17 protein-coding genes and 1 tRNA gene are annotated in these 17,953 nt (G+C 63.7%); 2 read left to right on the forward strand and 16 right to left on the reverse strand.

The window, feature by feature from the left end:
* Window positions 1-57 precede the first annotated feature (57 nt).
* The 5 genes from ACVJ5M_RS29840 to ACVJ5M_RS29860 form a co-directional block, all read right to left on the reverse strand.
* On the reverse strand, window positions 58-1,494 hold the full coding sequence (locus ACVJ5M_RS29840; protein ID WP_354099517.1) for an SEFIR domain-containing protein: 1,437 nt from the start codon (window positions 1,492-1,494) through the stop codon (window positions 58-60).
* Between the two features lie 239 nt (window positions 1,495-1,733).
* A tRNA-Gln gene (locus ACVJ5M_RS29845) sits at window positions 1,734-1,807 on the reverse strand.
* Between the two features lie 486 nt (window positions 1,808-2,293).
* The gene (locus tag ACVJ5M_RS29850; protein ID WP_063983881.1) at window positions 2,294-2,692 is read right to left on the reverse strand and encodes a hypothetical protein; all 399 of its coding nucleotides are present in this window, start codon (window positions 2,690-2,692) and stop codon (window positions 2,294-2,296) included.
* Complete coding sequence (locus tag ACVJ5M_RS29855; protein ID WP_231144613.1) at window positions 2,689-3,600, reverse strand: DUF6056 family protein; 912 nt, start codon at window positions 3,598-3,600, stop codon at window positions 2,689-2,691. Before ACVJ5M_RS29855 ends, ACVJ5M_RS29850 begins: the two co-directional genes overlap by 4 nt.
* 144 nt (window positions 3,601-3,744) lie before the next feature.
* Complete coding sequence (locus ACVJ5M_RS29860) at window positions 3,745-4,065, reverse strand: hypothetical protein (protein ID WP_063983883.1); 321 nt, start codon at window positions 4,063-4,065, stop codon at window positions 3,745-3,747.
* On the opposite strand from ACVJ5M_RS29860, the gene ACVJ5M_RS29865 reads away from it, so the two are divergent.
* Window positions 4,064-4,354: a hypothetical protein gene (locus ACVJ5M_RS29865; RefSeq protein ID WP_063983884.1), complete on the forward strand. Its 291-nt coding sequence runs from the start codon at window positions 4,064-4,066 to the stop codon at window positions 4,352-4,354. The two genes, ACVJ5M_RS29860 and ACVJ5M_RS29865, sit on opposite strands and share 2 nt — an antisense overlap.
* 85 nt (window positions 4,355-4,439) lie before the next feature.
* Here the strand turns inward: ACVJ5M_RS29865 and ACVJ5M_RS29870 are convergent, their stop codons facing one another.
* From ACVJ5M_RS29870 to ACVJ5M_RS29895, 6 genes are read right to left on the reverse strand one after another with little or no spacing between them, the layout of a single operon-like run.
* A complete protein-coding gene (locus ACVJ5M_RS29870; RefSeq protein ID WP_063983885.1) occupies window positions 4,440-5,411 on the reverse strand; it encodes a Bug family tripartite tricarboxylate transporter substrate binding protein in 972 nt (323 codons plus the stop codon).
* A 58-nt stretch (window positions 5,412-5,469) separates the two neighbouring features.
* The gene (locus ACVJ5M_RS29875) at window positions 5,470-6,600 is read right to left on the reverse strand and encodes an iron-containing alcohol dehydrogenase (RefSeq protein ID WP_231144611.1); all 1,131 of its coding nucleotides are present in this window, start codon (window positions 6,598-6,600) and stop codon (window positions 5,470-5,472) included.
* 13 nt (window positions 6,601-6,613) lie between these two features.
* Window positions 6,614-7,651 carry a 4-hydroxythreonine-4-phosphate dehydrogenase PdxA gene (gene pdxA / locus ACVJ5M_RS29880; protein WP_231144609.1) on the reverse strand — a complete coding sequence of 346 codons (1,038 nt, stop codon included), beginning with the start codon at window positions 7,649-7,651 and terminating at the stop codon, window positions 6,614-6,616.
* A complete protein-coding gene (locus ACVJ5M_RS29885; RefSeq protein ID WP_063986441.1) occupies window positions 7,648-8,754 on the reverse strand; it encodes a four-carbon acid sugar kinase family protein in 1,107 nt (368 codons plus the stop codon). Before ACVJ5M_RS29885 ends, pdxA begins: the two co-directional genes overlap by 4 nt.
* A 2-nt stretch (window positions 8,755-8,756) precedes the next feature.
* Entirely contained in the window at window positions 8,757-10,196 is a 1,440-nt protein-coding gene (locus ACVJ5M_RS29890) for an FAD-binding oxidoreductase (RefSeq protein WP_063983888.1), read from the reverse strand.
* A gap of 27 nt (window positions 10,197-10,223) precedes the next feature.
* Window positions 10,224-11,144 (reverse strand): dihydrodipicolinate synthase family protein, encoded by a 921-nt coding sequence (locus tag ACVJ5M_RS29895; protein WP_063983889.1) that lies wholly within the window; start codon window positions 11,142-11,144, stop codon window positions 10,224-10,226.
* A gap of 123 nt (window positions 11,145-11,267) precedes the next feature.
* Between ACVJ5M_RS29895 and ACVJ5M_RS29900 the strand changes: the two genes are divergently transcribed.
* The gene (locus ACVJ5M_RS29900) at window positions 11,268-12,101 is read left to right on the forward strand and encodes an IclR family transcriptional regulator (protein WP_063986442.1); all 834 of its coding nucleotides are present in this window, start codon (window positions 11,268-11,270) and stop codon (window positions 12,099-12,101) included.
* A 15-nt stretch (window positions 12,102-12,116) separates the two neighbouring features.
* Here the strand turns inward: ACVJ5M_RS29900 and rnz are convergent, their stop codons facing one another.
* From rnz to ACVJ5M_RS29925, 5 genes are all read right to left on the reverse strand, one after another.
* Window positions 12,117-13,019, reverse strand: coding sequence for a ribonuclease Z (gene rnz / locus ACVJ5M_RS29905; protein ID WP_063983890.1), 903 nt, complete (start codon window positions 13,017-13,019; stop codon window positions 12,117-12,119).
* A 66-nt stretch (window positions 13,020-13,085) separates the two neighbouring features.
* A complete protein-coding gene (locus ACVJ5M_RS29910; protein WP_354099518.1) occupies window positions 13,086-14,069 on the reverse strand; it encodes an antibiotic biosynthesis monooxygenase in 984 nt (327 codons plus the stop codon).
* A 14-nt stretch (window positions 14,070-14,083) separates the two neighbouring features.
* On the reverse strand, window positions 14,084-15,481 hold the full coding sequence (gene guaD / locus ACVJ5M_RS29915) for a guanine deaminase (protein ID WP_063983892.1): 1,398 nt from the start codon (window positions 15,479-15,481) through the stop codon (window positions 14,084-14,086).
* Window positions 15,482-15,496: 15 nt separating this feature from the next.
* Window positions 15,497-16,714 carry a multidrug effflux MFS transporter gene (locus ACVJ5M_RS29920; protein WP_063983893.1) on the reverse strand — a complete coding sequence of 406 codons (1,218 nt, stop codon included), beginning with the start codon at window positions 16,712-16,714 and terminating at the stop codon, window positions 15,497-15,499.
* Window positions 16,715-17,111: 397 nt separating this feature from the next.
* Window positions 17,112-17,885 (reverse strand): alpha/beta fold hydrolase, encoded by a 774-nt coding sequence (locus ACVJ5M_RS29925; RefSeq protein WP_231144607.1) that lies wholly within the window; start codon window positions 17,883-17,885, stop codon window positions 17,112-17,114.
* Window positions 17,886-17,953 lie beyond the last annotated feature (68 nt).

A 17,953-nucleotide genomic window follows, 5' to 3' on the forward strand; every position in this document is an offset into this window, starting at 1 on the left:
CATTCCAAATCACTTGATGAGTCGAGCAGACGCACGAAGGGCAGCAACGACGCATTTTCACGCTGTTGTCGCGATTTGATCCAGGCCCATCAACTCGGCTGGATTCAAGCTGTAGTAATTCCACCTCGGAAGATAAAGCTTCTTTCCGAATGCCTGAACCAGTTGAACTAAGTCAGCCTTCTTTTGTACGCCGATTATGTTTTTGACCTTCTCGAAATAACGGGTTGATCGGGCTCGCGCGAAAATCTCGAAGGGGCGCGAATGATGTCCAAGATAGACCAATGTGTCGGGGTACCACCGATTGTCGCGTTCCGCTGATGAGGCATCATTTGCCTCGCGCATGAACAAGACGAAATCAGCTTGCATGACATCTTCGAAGCCAATCCCGGCTATTTTTGCGCGCTCTTGTAGTATGTCGGCATGTAGCGATGTCCTCTTGAGTGCGAGCCGTTGCTTGCGAACCTCAAGGCTGTGGAGAGAAACATCGAATATAGAAATGCCTTGCACTGGTTGATGAGAATAATTGCTGATTCCACCCACGTAGAATCCGCCGGTTATCAATTGATCCATTGAGGCGAACCGCTCGTATTTCAGAAGAATAGCAACAGTATATAGAAATAGCTCGTGGATGATGAACTTGAAGTTGTCAGACCAATCGTCCGACCACGAGGTTACATTTTCGGGCCTGTGATTATATGGAAGTACTGACTCGAAGAATCTCTTGATCAGCGTGATTGTGTCGTCGGTCGCATTGTTCCTGGCAAGTGAAGTGATGACGCGGACGAATTCGTTACGGTAGGGAAGAAAGGACTCAATTGAGGCGACTACCGCCTCGTCAAATGGGTTCGATTTCGTATCTACTCTGAGCGCCTCAAAGTTCTCAGCTAGCGTTTCGAGATAATCGCGTAGCGACGCTTCGCTCTGTGGTGAACCCTTTTGAAGTAGATCCATGGCGCGCGAAGCTCGGGATCGCGTCGGCAACAACACCGAGTTCTCTTCGAGATAAATTGGTGGTTTCCCGACCTGCGGCTTTGCAAAAAGCGGCTTGCCGAAAACCCAACGAACGAGTTGTTCGAAATTCTGAGGATAAATTTCTTCACTGCTTAGATCGATGAAAATTCGCGAACCGTAGTAGGTTGGCAGGGACGCTTTTCCATCGGCGTCAACCTCGGAAACTACGACGACGAACTTGTCCTGGCTCGCCTTGGCGTAAATCTGCGGTGAGATGATTTGCGTCTCGGTTCCTACACCGCCCCGCCGGCCGTCGGCCCTCTCTGCATAGAGTGGGTCCGAAACAATCACGACCTTCTGCACCTCGGGATCCGTGACCATCCGCTCCATGAAGGCGATCGAATCGTGCCCTTCCTTCAGGTCCCACTTGTCCAAGATGGCATCCACGCCACTTTCCCGGAGCTGTGTCGCTAGATCGACGACCCATTGCTGATGTTCCGGTGACGTCCAGCTGTAGGAAATGAACACTTTTGGGGCCGGCATAGAGAGTTCTCCGCGAATCAACGCTCGATGGTGGCACGCATTCACTGCACGCGCGGAGACATTCGTTCTCAATCAGCGCTATTCACAGCATGTCGCGTCCTGTGTCGCGCCGAGCCGCCTAGGTTGTACTTGAGCCTTTGAATTTGCTCACCATTTTGGCGCAACAGGCGCAACACAAAAGCACGCCAATCGAGCGCCCACAGCGTCAATTAATCCCAGAATTTCAATGGCTTAGGTGATGGCTGGGGAACCTGGATTCGAACCAAGACAAACAGAGTCAGAGTCTGTTGTGCTACCGTTACACCATTCCCCAACCGAAGTGCTTGATATCACAAGACTTTCTTCGGAAGCTTTGCAAGCCGCAGCAAAAGTTTTGCAAATCAGCGGCGCGCTGGCGCTCATATAGCCGCGCCGGCGTTCGAGGTCTAGCCCCTCTGTAAGCATCGCAGCTTGTTCTCGCTGCGTTCGCGCCGTAGCGGCATGTCCGCCCTCACCCGCGGCCGGCTCCGGCAATCAGCACCAGGAGACCTGGCACGCCTGCCTCGACGACGTCCACATGCCACGATCAACGGGCGCGCCGGCGTGCCGCTTCACGTCGATCAATGGGGATGGTCTGTCGGCTTTACCCAGGCATGATGCGCGCGCTCGACGCCGGCACGCCGCAGCCGGCGATCGCCCGCACGAAGCGCGAGCGGGTTTACAGCCTGATCCGCTGACTTAATCGCCCAAGACCACGGATCGCTTGCCATAGAATTCACCGACGCAATCATTCGGCAGCTGGCCCGGATTTTTGGTTAGCTCACCGTCCATCAGCATGGACGGCTTGACCGATCTCTTGGGGACGACAACATCCAGGTCCTTGGTCGTCCGAAGAAATTGATGCCTCTGGACAACTCTCGCTCCAGAAGGTCGCGAATTGCGACTCCTCGGCGCGGACGTATCCCAGCGCGACGCTATCGAGGAGCAAAAAAGAAAGGAGCCCGCAGGCCACCAGGGCCGTCATGCGAATATGGGCATGATGGCCCAGGGAGGGAAGGAAGCGGGCAGCCAGGGCGACGACGCAGCCCCCTCCGGCAAGAAGAAAAACCACCACCTCATTCCGCCCTCGCGTCGCGAGATCCTCCGCCGTCGCAAAATAGGCAATGACATAAGCGGTGTAGAGACCAGCGAGCACTGCCGCCACGAACCCGACGATCAAGACCAGCAGCCGCGCCGTCGGCCTCGGTTGCGAAGGCACCACGAAGACCGAAAACAACGCCACGAAACCGAGCCAGGCCCACGTCGCAGATTCGGTGTAATGCCGAACCAGCTCGAGCCACAGATAGTACAACCCCATCGAGAAAGAAGCGGCGATCTTCCCCCCTCCGGATATGCCGCCATCCGGACCGCATTCCCCGGTGACAAAAGCAGGATCGCAAGTCCGATGAAGGTCGCCGTCAGCATCACTGCATGGCCCGCCAGTTGCGGGCGAGGATGGTAGAACGCTCGATAAACGGCAGAACCGGCGACGAGGGCCACGATCCAAAATGGCGTGAACTCGTTGGCCAGAGCACCCAGGAAGCCGATTGCGGAGAGAACGACGATTTGGCCGGTCGAGAGCACGGTTTCGTTCGCTGCGGACCGCACCAGCTCAACGAGGATGATGATCACGAAGAGGGCGGGAACCATGTAGGACGCACTGCCCGAGATCCAGTAAAGCATCTCCCGCAGACTGATCGCCAGAACGAAGCTCGCCGCGCAGAGCATTGCACCCGCCAAAAATCTCTCTGGCCACGACAGGCCGGTCCACATTCGACCAGCCCAATAAACGCTGACTGCCAAGAAGATGGCCATGCCGCAAATGAGTATGACCGGATAGACGACCAAATAATCGACGCCTGTCACCTTGCTGACAACGGCGGGGGCGGCGATCGCCACAAGCGAGGTCAGTCGGCCCATCTGGTGCAAATAATAGGATTTGACCATTCCGACGAGACCCATGCTGTTGACGCGGTTCGTCACGCAATAATCGTCGGATTCAGGCATCGCATAGAGCGCGATGGATGCGAGCCAGAGCAGGATGAAGAGAGCGACAGAAGCGGCCACGATAGGCATCACGTCCGGCATGCGGCTTCCGAGGCGCACAGGAAATCCCCCAAAATCGACTGAACAAAGCGGCAGCAACGAGAGAGCGAACAGCCCCGAATGCAACCCTCGTTATGCAACGCGGCACAGAAGATCACAAGGTTCCGCGGGCAAACAATCGAAAGGCTAGTTCGAGCCGCAGACGCGGACCACGATCTCAGCCTTGCCGTTCGCGATCATCACCTGGCCGTATTCGTCCTGCGGCGGGCTCTCCTCGTAACGGAGCGGGATCGTGGTGATCGCTTCCTGCGCTTCGCCGCCCGGCTGCTGCGTGTTCACGTCGAGGATCAGGATCTTCGGATTGATACCTTGCGGCGAGCGCCTGGTCAGCCGGGCCTGCCAGCCATCGGTCGGTACCCTCACGTCGCCGACCATGACCAGCTTGGGCGGCGCGCCCGGCGCCCGGTCGATCCAGGCCTTGAAGGTGTTTCTCAGCAGGACAGTCATGACACGTCTCTCGGAAACCGCGGAGGACATCACGTTCCTGATGCTTCGGCAGCAGCCGACCCACTTTCCGATCGCAGGAACTTTCTTTCCGACCGACGGCTACAGCCGGATTTTCGAGTCACAAGGCAGGTTTCGCCTGCGGAGCGAAGGACGCCACGCGCACCGTGCGCGGGGCCTCGACAGCCACGTCCGCAGCGACGTGCCGGATCCCCTACCGAACGCGCAACGCGCAATGGGCTGGCACGTCGAGGCTGTCAGGCACAACTGGGTTGGAGAATTCTTCGAATGAGGGGCAAGGCCCGCGCTCAGCGGGGCTCGCGAGGAAGCCGAGCCGACAGCGACCCGTCCGTCATTTCCAGATAAGCGACCGCCCCCTACTCCAGCTTGATGTTCGCCGCTTCGATCACCTTCTTCCACCGCTCAGTCTCGGAAGCGATGTAGATCTTGAACGGCTCCGAATCCACCGCAACCGCGGCCGCGCCGAGCTCGGCCATCTTCTGCACCGTCTCCGGCTGCCGCATGAAGGCGCGGATCTCGCCCGACAGCTTTTCGACGATGGGCTTCGGCGTGGCCGCGGGAACGAAGAAGCCGTGCCAGGCCACCGCTTCGAAGCCCGGCAGGAATTCGGCGACGGCCGGGACTTCCGGATCGAAGGCGGCGCGCTTGGGCGTTGCAGTGGCGAGCATCGCGAGCTGGCCGGTCTTCACCTGTGGCAGCAGCAGCGGCACGTTGTCGAAGGCAAGATCGATCTGGCCGCTCAACAGATCCGTCAGCATCTGGCTGGAGCCCTTGTAGGGCACATGTACCATCTTGGTGCCGGTCATCTGTTGAAACAGTTCAGCGGCAAGATGCTGCGAGGTGCCGACGCCGGCCGAGCCGAACGAGACCTTGTCCGGGTTCGCCTTCAGATAGGCGATCAGCTCCGGCACGGTGCGCGCCTTGATCTTGTTCGGATTCACCACGAGCACATTCGGCACGACGCTGATCTGGGCGACCGGCACCAGGTCCCTGTCCGGCTGGTAGCTGAGCTTCGGACCGTAGAGCGTGGGGTTGATCGCGAGCGCGGAGGTGCTGGCAAGGCCGAGCGTGATGCCGTCAGGCGCCGATTTCGCCAGCCGCGTCACGCCGAGGATCGAGCCGGCACCGCCGACATTCTCGACCACGAACGGCTTGCCCAGCTTCACTTGCAGATGGTTCGACACCATGCGCGCGAAGATGTCGGCGGTACCGCCGGCGGCGAAGGGCACAATCACCGTCACCTGCTTGGACGGGTAGCCGTCCTGCGCCTTTGCCGGCGACGTCGCCAGCAGCACGGCTGACACAAGACCAAGCCACATCGATCTCATCGAAGTTTCCTCTACTGCTACTGTTTTGTTGATTGGGTGCCGCGCGCGGCGGAGGTGACTAGAACGCGACCTCGTACATGTTCAGGATCGCATCCCGGCCGAGGTCGCGCGGATTATTGTCGAGCAGGCGGCGAATGGCGTGCGCCTCGTCGGCCATGACGCCGAGATCGCCCTTGGGCACGCCGAGCGCGGACAGACGCATCTCGATGCCGAGGTTCTTGCAGAAATCGTAAGTGGCGTCGAATGCGAGCTTCGCATCGTTCTGCGCCGGCAGGCCGAGCGCCGCCAGCACCGCGACCGTCTTCGCCTCGACTGCCGGCATGTTGAAGGCCAGCGTATGCGGGAAGATCACGGCACAGGCGAGCCCATGCGCGACATGATGGCGCGTGCCGAGCGGATAAGCGACGGCATGCCCGGCGGTGGTGTTCACCGGTCCAAGGCAATAGCCGCCATAGAGCGAGGCCAGGGAGAGACCCGCGCGTGCCTCGCGATCTCCGCCGTCAGCGACCGCCCGCTTGAGATATTGCCCGACCAGCCGCGCGCCCTCGAGCGCATAAAGGTCGATCATCGGATGCGCCTTGCGGCTGGTGTAGGCCTCGACGCAATGCGCCAGCGCATCGACGCCGGTGGCTGCAGTGACCTCCTTCGGAACGGTCATTGTGAGATCAGGATCGACGATGGCGATATCGGCGAGCATGAAGCGGCTCTGCACCGCCTGCTTGTTCTGGCTGACGGGATCGGTGACGAGCGCGCGGGTACCCACCTCGCTGCCGGTGCCCGACGTGGTCGGGATCTGCATCAGCGCGACGCTGCGGCCGGCGACTTTTTCTGGCCCAACGATATCGGCAAAGGCCACGTCACTGGTGCAGAGCACCGCGACCAGCTTGGCGAGATCCATCGCGCTGCCGCCGCCGAAGCCGACCACGAGATCAGGCTTGACGTCACGCGCCATCGCGACGGCCTTCTCGAGATTGGGCAGGTCCGGCTCGGGCTTCACGTCGCCGAACACTTTCACTGCCCCCGGCAGCGCCAGCGCATCGACGCGGCGCGCATTGAACGGATCGGAAATCACCAGCGGCCGCCTGGCGCCGATCCGCTCGGCGAAACGCGCAGCAGCCGTGATGGTGCCGTTGCCGAATTCCAGGATGGTGGGACGTTGGATTTCGATGGGCGTGAAGGCGTTGGTCATCGTGCGCCAGATCTCATGACTTGGAGGCGGAGACGCCAGCGGAGAGCCGCTCGGCATAGTCGATGGCCTCGATCAGGCTGTGCTCGTTGGCAATGCCCTTGCCGGCAATGTCGAAGGCGGTGCCGTGATCGACGGAGGTGCGGATGATCGGCAGGCCCAGCGTGATGTTGACGCCGGAGAGCTCCTGCCAGCGCCCGGTCGCGGGATCGACCTGGAAGCCCAGCAGTTTGACCGGGATGTGCCCCTGGTCGTGATACATCGCGACTGCAGCATCGTACTGGCCGGCGCGCAGCTTGACGAAGATGGTGTCGCCGGGCACCGGGCCGACGACGTCGAGGCCATCGGCGACGGCCTTGGCAATCGTCGGTGCCGAAACGTCGATATCCTGCCGGCCGAACAGACCGCCCTCGCCCGCATGCGGATTGAGCGCGGCGATCGCAATCTTCGGCTTGTCGATACCGAGCCGCAGCAAAGCCTCGTTGGTGAGATCGATCACCATGCGCAGACGCTCCGGCGTCAGACGCTTCGGCACGTCTTCCAGCGCCACGTGGGTCGAGACATGGCTGACGCGCATGTTGCCGTGGGCGAGCAGCATCACCGATCCGCGGACGCCGGTGAGGTGCGCCAGCATCTCGGTATGGCCAGGGAAGTGATAGCCGGCCTTGTTGAGTGCTTCCTTGTTGAGCGGCGCGGTAACAATCGCGGAGGTCCGCCCGGCCTGGGTCAGGCGCACGCCCTGCTCGATCGCCTTGTAGGCAAAGCGGCCGCCATCGGCGCTCAAGACGCCGGGCTTGATCGGGGTGCCCTCGACATCGGCCTGGAGGAAACAGAGGTTCGGCCAGTCAGCATCGTCAGCACTCACCTCCGGAATCGCAACGGCAGCGCCGAGCGCGGCCCTGGCACCATCGAGCGCGGCGCCGCTGCCGATGATCAGGATGCGCAGATCGCCTGTCGCGATCCGGTCCTTCAGCCCGACGCAGGCCTTGACGATGATCTCCGGGCCGATCCCGGCCGGATCGCCCATGGTAATGGCAAGATGACGAGAGGTCATGTCGGGCTCCCCATATTCAGCAAATGATTGTCCCGGAGCAGATCGCGCCACAGCTCGCTGGTGCCGAACGCGCCGGATTTCGAGATGACGTCGACGCCGGCCCAACGGCCGCCTTGCAGCACCGAGCGCGGCAATCCCGGCACGATACGCCCCGTCACCTGGAGCGCATGCGCGCCGAGCGCAACGCATACGGCCTTCAAGGTCTCGCCGCCAGCAACGATCAGGGTTCCGGGCGGATTGAGCGCCGAAATCAGCGTCGTCAGCTCGCGCGCGATCCGCTGGGCGGCCTCGGCGCGCGAAAGGCCATCCGCGAGCGCGAATTTCACCAGCGCCACGCCATCGTCAGCCAGCTTGCGTTGAACGCCTGCGCCCCCCTCACCTTCGGCCAACGCGATGGTGGCTTCGCCACATGCTGCGAGCTGGGAGGCAGTAGCGGCCTGGTCGGAACCGAACAGCCCCAGCACCGGCCGCTTCAGCCGGCTCGGGGCATCGGCGCGATGGCCGCGGGCGAGCGCGCCGGCCAGCCCGCCGCTTCCGCACCAGAGCACGGGCCCCGGCATCTGCCGCGCCATTTCGACGACGCGATCGAGGTCGATGTCGCTCTCGGCATCGAACACCTGAACGCCACCTTGCGCGAGCGTGTCAGGGCCGCCCTGCCGCGCCTCGATACCTTCCAGTTTCAATTGATCCAGCAGGTTGTCGCCGACGCGATGCCAGTCACCCTGTACAGTGCGCGCGAATTGCTGGCCCTCGACGGTACGGCGTCCCTGATAGTCGAAGGCCGGTGCGACCACGCATGAAGCCCAAGGGCCGCCGCGCAGGCAGGCGCCGAGCTCGGCCGCCCAGGCACCGCGGAGCAGGCTGTCGACCTTCTTGTAGGCGATCGTCCCACCCTGAAGCTGCGGCGCCAGCCGTCCGACGATCTCGACGCTGTCGGCTTTCGACCGCTCGCGGGTGCCGCTGTCGATCGCGAGGCTTTGCGCGCCCGGAGCCGCGGGCGAATCCACCCAGGTGACGTCGAACGGTCCGCACAGGCCGACGAACTCCGCCGCGGTGTCGAGCGCGCCGGTGAGATCGTCGGCAAGCAGGCGCACGACCGTCATCGTCATGCTGCTCCCGCGCCAAAGATCTTGCCGGGGTTCATCAGGCCGTTCGGATCGAGCAAGCGCTTGATGCCGCGCATCAGCTCGATATCGAGCGGATCGGCGACACGGGCCAGCCGGACGCGATTGGTGATCCCGATGCCGTGCTCGGCACTGATCGCCCCGCCCTGCGCTGCGGTTTCATCGTCGACGATCTCATTGATTTGCGCCACCAGGGCGGCCGTCGTCACCGGCTCCTGACAATGCGCACGGTCGATCAGGGCGATCACGTGGATGTTGCCGTCGCCGATATGGCCATGCATCACCACGCGGGCATGCGGTACCGCGGCCACAATTCGCGCCTCGACATTGGTGACGAAGTCCGCCTGGCGCTCCAGCGGCACAACGCTGTCGTGCGAGACGACATAGCCGCTGCGCTTGTTGCCTTCGGACACGCTGTGCCTGACGGCCCAGATTGCCTTCGCCTGCGCGAGGTTGGAGGCCAGGGTGACGTCTTCGGCGATGCCGGCCTCCATCGCATCCGCCAGCGCCGTGGCGAGCGGCTCGTCGAGATCGACGCCCGCGAGCGCGTCGGTTAGCTCGACGATCAGATACCACGGCGTCGTCAGCTCGAACGGGATCGTGACGTGCGGCACGGTCTCCCTGATCACCTCGATCTGCGAGCGCGACATGATTTCGAGGCTGCCGAGCCGGTCGCCGACCATACCGCGCAGGCGCGCCATGATCTCGAGTGCCTGCGCGACACCCTGCAATTTCACCAGCGCCAGCGCCGAGCTGCGCGGCGGCGAGAACAGTTTCAGCACCGCCGCGGTGACGATGCCGAGCGTGCCTTCCGCCCCGATGAAGAGCTGCTTGAGCGCGTAACCCGTGTTGTCCTTGCGCAGCGCGCGCAGGCCGTTGAAGATACGCCCGTCGGGCAGCACGGCTTCGAGCCCGAGCACGAGATCGCGCGTCGGGCCGTAGCGCAGAACGGCCGTGCCGCCGGCATTGGTCGAGATGTTGCCGCCGATCTGGCAAGAACCCTCGGCACCCAGGCTCAAGGGAAAGTAGCGATCGACGCTACGCGCCGCGTTCTGGACCTCGGCGAGAATGCAGCCGGCCTCGACCGTGATCGTATTGGCGAGCGGACTGACGTCGCGCACGGCTCGCATGCGGTCGAGCCGGATCACGACATTGCCCGCGTGATCGTCCGGCGTCGCGGCTCCGCACATGCCGGTGTTGCCGCCTTGCGGCACGATCGCAAGGCGCCTGTCGGCGCAGTATTTGACGACGGAGGCGACCTCGGCGGTCGAACCGGGCTTCACCACCGCGACCGCGCGGCCGCGATAGCGCCCGCGCCAGTCCACCACATAAGGCTCCTGGTCGGCTCCGGACGCGATGACGTGCTTGTCGCCGACGATCGCGGCGAGCCCGGCCAATGCATCCTGGAATGAGTTGGACATCAGGTCGCCTCGTCGTCCGTACCGAGCTTAGGCGGAGGCTGCGAATGCCGCAGCATTCGCAAGCAACTCTCTCAACTGGTCCGGCGGCAAGGACTCCAGCGGCGGCCGCAGCCGCTGCCAACCGGCATGCTTGGTGCGATCAGCCGCAAGCGCCTTCAGCGAGGCCATCTGCGGAAATTGCGAGACCAGCTCGCGCGCCTTCACGATGCGCGCCTGCGCCGCCTTGAGCGCCGGATCGTCGTCGCTGTCGCCAAAGTGCTTGAAGACATAGGCAAGACTGCGCGCGACGACATTGGAGGTCGCGGTGATGCAGCCCGCGCCCCCCTTGCGCAGCAGCGGCAGCATCAATGGATCGGCGCCGCCGAGGACCGCGAAGCCCGGAAACCGTTCGACCATCGCCGTCATGTTGGCGAAGTCGCCGGACGAATCCTTGATGCCCGTGAACGTGGCCGGATAGGCCTTGCGCAGCCGCTCGATCAGCGCATGCGAGATCGGCTGCGCCGACATCTGCGGGTAGTGATAGAGGACGACTTTCAGACGCGCATCACCGATGCGCTGCACCACCTCGCTGTAGGAGGCGAAGATTCCGTCATCAGTGACGTTCTTGTAGTAGAACGGCGGCAGCATCACCACGGTGTCGACGCCGACCGAGAGTGCGTGGCGCGTCAGCGCGATGGTGTCGCTGAGCGCGGCAACGCCGGTGCCAGGCAAAAGCCGCCGCGGCGCGATGCCGGCAGCCACCACCGCCTCGAGCAGCGCCGTGCGTTCGGCCACCGAAAAGGAGTTCGCCTCACCCGTCGTGCCCAGCATCGCGATGCCGTCGCAGCCTTCGTCGAGCAGATAGCGACAATGGTCCACGAAGCGCGCATGATCGGGAGCAAGCTCGGCGTCGAGCGGCGTCAACGCGGCGGAGAACACGCCATGAGGGTGCAGCGATGATGTCGACAAAACTTCCTCCGATCGTCAGAACGATGTTGTTCGGAATGCGAACATTTGTTATTTGCTGGTGCAGTCGTAAAATCAGCTCGGCCCGACGTCAAGGGCATGGCTGTCATGGTGGGGCATTCGAGCATGGCCAAGGTCGCAGGGAAGGCCGCAAAGCGCGTATCGGAAACTAGCGCCAAAAATCCCAAGAATTATGTCGCCTCCGTCGGCAAGGCCTTTGCCGTGCTCAAGAGTTTCACCAGCGAAACCTTCGAGCTGACCCTGAGTGAGATTGCCGCACGCGCTGATCTCGATCGCGGGACGGCGTTCCGCCTGATCCAGACCCTGACCGAACTCGGCTATCTCCAGGCCGTTCCGCAAAGCCGCCGGTTCCGTCTCGGCGTCGCCTGTCTCGACCTCGGCTACACCGTGCTGTCGCGCGGCTCGTTGCGGCCGATCGTCGAGCCGCTGCTGCGCGACCTCGTCCCTGCTGTCGGCGATGCGGCCTCGCTCGGAATTCTCGATGGCGGCGACGTGGTCTATCTCGCGCGCGTCGGTGCCGGCCTCGACCGTCACAAGATGGACCGCCGGCCGGGCACGCGCATTCCCGCCTACAGCGCCGCGCTCGGCCATGTCATGCTGGCGCATCTGCCACGCGACCAGCAGATCGAGCGGCTCGAGTTGCGTCCTCGCGTCAAACTGTCGGAGCGAACGCTGACCGATCTCGATGCACTGCTCGCCCGGCTCGATCAGGTGAAGAAAAAAGGCCATGCCGTCTCCGACGGCGAGAATGCCTATGGCCTGCGCACGCTGGCAACGCCGATCTTCGACGCTCAGGGTTTTGTGATCGGCGGCCTGAGCGTCACGGTCGATGCGATGCGCATGGACATGGCGGCCTTCCGCGACCAGGCACTGCCGCGGCTGATGCAGGCGACGGCCCAAGTCCAGGATCTCGCGATCAAGTCGGGATTGACGAGCTGAGCGCGGTGACGGCGATTAGATCACGATGCGATCGAAGTCGGCGGCGATCCGCGTATTCGGAAACACCCTTGTCGCTTCGGCCAATATCTCTTCATCCTCGTACCGTCCCGACATGTGGACCAGCACGAGCTGCTTGACGTTGTTGGCGGCGGCAAACGAAGCGGCTTCGGTCGCCGTGAGATGGCCGTAGTCCCGCGCAGTCGCGGCGTCACGATCGAGGAACGTCGCCTCGATCACCAGCAAGTCGGCGTCGGCGACATGTCGAGATAGACCGTCCGTGGTTTCAGTGTCGCCGACCACGACGAGCTTCCTACCGCCGCCCGGCGGGCCCAGGACGTCCTCCGGATCGATGGTTCGACCGGCGATCACGACCGGTCGTCCGGCGGCCAGTTCTCCGCGCATCGGCCCGTCCGGAACACTGAGCGACGCAAGCCGCTCGGGCAGAAGGTGGCGGTGCGCGGGGCTTTGGAAAGAGAAGCCAAAGCTGTCGGTGTCGCGGTGGCGAACCGGAAAGCAGTCGATGGTGAAGTCGCCGGCATCGATGACCTGCCCCTCGCTCAGCGGCGCGAACGCCACGGGGATCGGCGCCCTGCCCGCGCCCCACAAGCCCGCGAGCATGCGAACGACGATGTCGAGCGTGCCCGGGCCCGCATGAATGGTCATCACGTCGGAGGTCTGCCGCAGCCCCAGCGTCGAGAAGAGACCGGGGATGCCGAGTACGTGATCGAGATGCCCGTGCGTCAGCAGGATGCGGTCGAGCCGGCGAAAGCCGGCGCCGCTGCGCAGCAACTGGCGCTGCGTACCCTCGCCGCAATCAACCAGGATGCGCTTGCCAGCGGCCTCCACCAGGAGGGCCGGATGGTTGCGCTCCACTGAGGGAACGCTTGCCGAGGTGCCGAGAAATGTCAGGGCGAACATGGTCGTCAGCGTCCAGAGACCGACCTCTCCCCGACAGCACCGCAACGGTCCGCACGGTGGATGGCCTCACCGTCCCCAATGCCATGCGAGCAGCAGCGCGTACAAGCCCATCGAGCCAGCATAGAGCGCGGCAAGCAGTGCATATCCCGCAATCTGGCGGCCGAGCGCTGCCTTCGGCTTGATCCACCAGTCGAGCGCCCTGAAGGCGGCCGGCACGAGAAACCAGCCGAGCAGCTGGGTACTCACGAGATTGCCGACGAACAGCGACAGCCAGACCGGCACGCCGTGGCTGTCGATCAGCGGCGCGCTGATGAAATAGCCCCAGAGATAGACCACGGGATAGAGCACCAGCAGGACGATGAGGTTGCTCTTCCAGATCAGGCTGGGCCCTTGCTCCGGCGCCTGCGTCTTGCCGGCCGGGAACCAGAAATTGAAGCCGTAGCTTGCCCGCTTCACGTTCATGCCGGCGTTGAAGCGCGCGCCTTCCTCAAGCAGCGTCTGCCGCAAGGGCGAGTCCAGCCACGCGTTGAGGTTGGCATCGCTGTCGAACGACAGGATGACGATCCACTCGTCGTGCAGGCCCGGGATAGGCCGCTCGATCTTGTGGCGCAGGAACCCCCTGAACTCGGCCTCCGCGGCCTGGATGCGCTGTTGCCATTTGAGGAACGCATCCTCGAGTCCATCCGGGACCTTGAAGGAGATCACGGCGGAGACCGCGCTGTCGCGCTGAACGCCGGTGACGGGAAGGATATGGACGTCCTCCGACCCGACGAAGAAGCGCTGCACGTCCGCGATCAGCCGCGCCCGTACATCGCTCTGAAGCCAGGCGCGGGCAGCGGCCGGGTTCGCGAAACGCAGGATGGTCACCCAGTCCACATGCGCTGGCGGCTGCGGCGGCACGATCTCCTGACTGAGGAAGCCGGGCCACGCCTTCAGCGCCTCGCCGACCTCGCCGTTCCACCGCGCGAACGCGGCAAAGCCGTCGTCGGCAATGCGGCGCTGGATGACGAGGGCGACCGCCTGGGCCGCTGGATCCGGAGATGCGCTCATCGCGACCGTTCGCTTCAGCTCTGCTTGTAGAGACGCTTGCCCATCACCCAGGTCTCGTCGACGCACCGGTCGTCGCCGACCATCATGACGGCGAACAGCATGTTCGCGGCGTCGTCGACCGTGCGCGGACCAGCACCGTCGGCGATCAGCGACTGGTGCCAGGGTTGCGCCAGCTGGCCGCCATTCGGATCGAGCGCGACGAAATCGGCTTCCTTGCCGGGTTCGAAATTGCCGAGCTTGTCGTCGATATAGAGGCCTTCGGCACCGCCGAGCGTGACCGACCAGAAACCGCGATAGGGCGAGAGCTTGTTGCGCTCGGCTTCCGCGAGATCCTTGCGCGCCGGATCGATGCTGCCGTCGAGCATCGTGTTGTTGCACATGCCGACCTTGTAGGCGTCGTCGAGCACGGAGATCATCGAGAAGCGGTTGCCACCGCCGACGTCGGTGCCGAACGACATCTTCACCCGATGCTCGGGATCGGTGGCACGGCCGAGGCGGAACAGACCGCTGCCGAGGAACAGGTTCGAGCACGGGCAGAACACCACCGCGGCGCCCTTCTTGGACATGCGGCGGAACTCGTTGTTCGAGAGATAGACACCGTGGCCGCCGGAGAACTTTGGCCCGACCAGGTCGAACTTCTCGTAGACGCCGAGATAGTCCTGGCAGTCCGGATGCTCGACCAGCACGCCACTGCACTCGGCCGGGTTCTCGGAGATGTGGGTGTTGACCCAGCAGTCCGGATGCTCGTGCTTGAGGCGCTGACATGCCTTGAGCAGCTCCGGCGAAGCGCCGAAGGCGAAGCGCGGCGTGATCGCGTAGAGGTTGCGGCCCTTGTTGTGGTACTGCGCGATCAGACGCTTGCTGTCGCGATAGAAGTTTTCGGGCGTGTCGATGAACTCGGCCGGCGCGTTGCGGTCGATCCCGGTGAGGCCCGCGATCACGCGCATGTTGCGGCGGGCCGCTTCCTCGAACAGCTCTTCTGTCGCGACCGGCGAGGAGCTGGTGAAGGCCTGGCAGGTGGTGGTACCGGCGGCGAGCAGTGCGTCGAGAAAACGCTTCACGCCCTCGCGCGCGTAGTTGCGATCCTTGTACTTGATCTCCTCGGGGTAGATCGACTTCTGGAGCCACGGCAGCAGCTGCTCGCCATAGGCACCGAGCACGCGGATCTGCGGCAGATGGATGTGGCCGTCGATGAAGCCCGGGACGATGATGCGGTCCTTGATATGGGTGATCTCGACGCCCGGATGCGCGGCGGCAATCTTGTCATGGGGACCGAACGCCTTGATGACGCCGTCCGTGACGACCATGAGGCCGTCCTGGTGAAAGCGCGCGGCAGCCTGCTCGTTGCCGATGTGTTTCCAGGGATCGTCGACGAAGTCGAAGAACGTGCCGCGAATACCGACGGTGGTCATGAATGGGTTCCTTCCTTAAGTCTGTGTGGCGTGGCGCGCCGAAGGCAGCGAGATCGCAAGCAGCGTCCCTGCGACGGCGCAGAGGCCGAGATAGAGCCAGCCGATCGGCGCCTGCGTCGCTTCGGGCAACACCGCCGCGATCGCCATGGCGCCGCTCACCGCGAGATAGCAGAGCGCGCTGATGAGGCCGCCGATCAGGCCGTGGTCGCGCTCGAACAGGCCGAGCGCCATGCCGTACATCATCGGGCACAGCACGCCGCAACCGCCGAGCACCAGCGCACCGCCGATCGTGATCGACATGAAATCGAGACCGACGGCCAAGCCGGTCGCAGTCAAGACGACGGCGCCGGCGAGAAACAGCGCGAACGCGCCAAAGCCCATCACGCGGGCCGGCATGAAGCGCGCGAAATGCGCACAGCCGAGCTCGCCAGCGAGATTGACGCCGCCAAGGCCGAGCGCGACGAGGCCGTAGATGGCCGCGGAATAACCGAGGCCGGTCTGGTAGAAGAACGGCGCGACGACGCCGAACGCCAGTTGCGCGCTCGCCGCGGCGGCGAACACCAGCACGAAGGCCAGGAAACCCGGACGGACGAGCGCTTCGCGGAGAATGCTCGCCGTGCGGCGCGGATCGAACGGCGCGCGTCGCTCGGCCGGCAGCGTCTCGGGCAGAAGCAGCACGACGATCGCGGCGACGATGGCCGCAGCGATGGCGATGATGACGAAGACCCCGCGCCAGGACGTCAGCTCGACGATGAACCCGCCGGCCGCCGGTGCGAGCACGGGTGCAAGCCCCCAGGCAGCACCAAGCAATCCCGAGATCGCCGTGAGCTCGCGGCCGCGAAAGCAGTCGGCCGCAACCGCATAGGCGACGACGAGGCAGGTGCAGCCGCCGACGCCCTGCAGGAAGCGCAGCGCGAGCAGCAGCGATGCGCTGGTGGCGAGCGCACAGGCGATGCTCATCGCGATGAGAACCGATAGCCCCGCGAGCAGGACGTTACGGCGGCCGAGCGTATCGGAGGCGATTCCAACCGGCACCAGCGCCAGACTCATGCCGAGCATGTAGGCGGTGACGGTGTTCTGCATCGACGCAGAATCGGTTGCGAGGTCCACCACCATCTGCGGCAGGCCCGGCGTATAGGCATCGAGCGGAATCTGGCTGAACGGCACCACGCATAGCAGGATCGGCACGATCCCGCCCTTCGCGCGACCAGCGTCCGAAGCAACTGCAGTCATGGCTCACGCCCCCTCGATGCCCGCGGGTCCTGTCTTTTCGTGCGTGCAATGAGAGGCGACGATGCAGGTTGCGGATATTGACGCGCGGAGCGTGCCAGAACTGTGTATAAAAACTCTTAGGAGGCCCGCTTCAATGTGGGCGGCCCATGCTCTGGTCCTCGCGGCCTGGGGATGCTCCAACAAAAAATGCGAAAACAACCCCATGCGCAGTACAAATCATTGAAGAATTTCGCTCCGGCATGGCGCTAGCGCGGCCCCCGAGGACGTTTGACACGTCGGGCAGAACAGGCGCAGGACTGCATCATCCCCGCTTGTGAATTCCCGCCGCACAGAAGCCATTAACCGTTCGGAAGGCATCGCCGTTTCGAGCGCAGGATCGGCATCGACCAGGCGCAGATCAGAGCAGGAAGCCGTTGAGAGCTACCAGAAACTGCCGGGGCGACTGAAGCTGCGGCACGTGCGCGCAGCCTGGAATGACCTTGAGTTCGGCGCGCGGCAAACCGGCGGCCAGCTCGTACGACATTGGCGGAGGCGTCGCTTCGTCGTGCTCACCGACCAGAACGAGGGCAGGAACTTTCACCGCGGCAAGTTCGGCGCGGAGATCGAGGCTTGCCAACGCGTCGCATGCGCTGCGAAACACATCGGGATCCGTGTGCAGAAAAGCTTCACGACGATCCCGCATCAGTTCGGGATGCTGCGCCTGAAACTCGGGCGCAAACAGACGTCGCATCGCAACGTCGGTGATCGCCTCGAGTCCCTTCTCCCGCGAGACCCTCGCCATGTTGCGAAACGCCTCGCGGCCGGGCTCCGAGAACGCCGCGCCGCAATCGGCGAGGACGAGCTTGCTGGCGATCTCCGGGTGCCGGATCGCCATCTGCAAGGCGACGAAGCCGCCATAGCCATTGCCGAGCACGATCGCCGGCGCACCGCCCGCAGCCTCCTTCACGGCCTCCGCCATCCTGTCCGCGACAGCGACGAGCCCGCCCTCGACCGCGCGTGAACGGCCGAACCCCGGCAACTCCGGCACGATGGTGCGAAACGATCCCTCAAGCTCGGGCACGATCGCATCGAAGCTCGCACGGTCCGACAACAGCGAGTGGAAGAGAAACAGCGGCGGCCCATCGCCCGATTGCGCGGCGTTGACGGTCCCGTTGGCAAGAAGCCTGTCCATGTCCGGTCTTTCCTTAACTTCGTCGGCGGGATCACGCCCGTTTGCGTGCCGTGGAGGCCCCCGATTGA

It is taken from the genome of Bradyrhizobium sp. S3.7.6, assembly GCF_054061875.1.

What these genes read in the sequence shown, in the direction of transcription:
- ACVJ5M_RS29925 (WP_231144607.1), bottom strand. Translation starts at nt 17,885, where the DNA reads ATGGACAGGCTTCTTGCCAACGGGACCGTCAACGCCGCGCAATCGGGC.
- ACVJ5M_RS29900 (WP_063986442.1), top strand. Translation starts at nt 11,268, where the DNA reads ATGGCCAAGGTCGCAGGGAAGGCCGCAAAGCGCGTATCGGAAACTAGC.
- ACVJ5M_RS29920 (WP_063983893.1), bottom strand. Translation starts at nt 16,714, where the DNA reads ATGACTGCAGTTGCTTCGGACGCTGGTCGCGCGAAGGGCGGGATCGTG.
- ACVJ5M_RS29885 (WP_063986441.1), bottom strand. Translation starts at nt 8,754, where the DNA reads ATGACGGTCGTGCGCCTGCTTGCCGACGATCTCACCGGCGCGCTCGAC.
- ACVJ5M_RS29890 (WP_063983888.1), bottom strand. Translation starts at nt 10,196, where the DNA reads ATGTCCAACTCATTCCAGGATGCATTGGCCGGGCTCGCCGCGATCGTC.
- ACVJ5M_RS29870 (WP_063983885.1), bottom strand. Translation starts at nt 5,411, where the DNA reads ATGAGATCGATGTGGCTTGGTCTTGTGTCAGCCGTGCTGCTGGCGACG.
- guaD (WP_063983892.1), bottom strand. Translation starts at nt 15,481, where the DNA reads ATGACCACCGTCGGTATTCGCGGCACGTTCTTCGACTTCGTCGACGAT.
- ACVJ5M_RS29860 (WP_063983883.1), bottom strand. Translation starts at nt 4,065, where the DNA reads ATGACTGTCCTGCTGAGAAACACCTTCAAGGCCTGGATCGACCGGGCG.
- ACVJ5M_RS29910 (WP_354099518.1), bottom strand. Translation starts at nt 14,069, where the DNA reads ATGAGCGCATCTCCGGATCCAGCGGCCCAGGCGGTCGCCCTCGTCATC.
- ACVJ5M_RS29875 (WP_231144611.1), bottom strand. Translation starts at nt 6,600, where the DNA reads ATGACCAACGCCTTCACGCCCATCGAAATCCAACGTCCCACCATCCTG.
- rnz (WP_063983890.1), bottom strand. Translation starts at nt 13,019, where the DNA reads ATGTTCGCCCTGACATTTCTCGGCACCTCGGCAAGCGTTCCCTCAGTG.
- ACVJ5M_RS29865 (WP_063983884.1), top strand. Translation starts at nt 4,064, where the DNA reads ATGACACGTCTCTCGGAAACCGCGGAGGACATCACGTTCCTGATGCTT.
- ACVJ5M_RS29840 (WP_354099517.1), bottom strand. Translation starts at nt 1,494, where the DNA reads ATGCCGGCCCCAAAAGTGTTCATTTCCTACAGCTGGACGTCACCGGAA.
- pdxA (WP_231144609.1), bottom strand. Translation starts at nt 7,651, where the DNA reads ATGACCTCTCGTCATCTTGCCATTACCATGGGCGATCCGGCCGGGATC.
- ACVJ5M_RS29855 (WP_231144613.1), bottom strand. Translation starts at nt 3,600, where the DNA reads ATGCCGGACGTGATGCCTATCGTGGCCGCTTCTGTCGCTCTCTTCATC.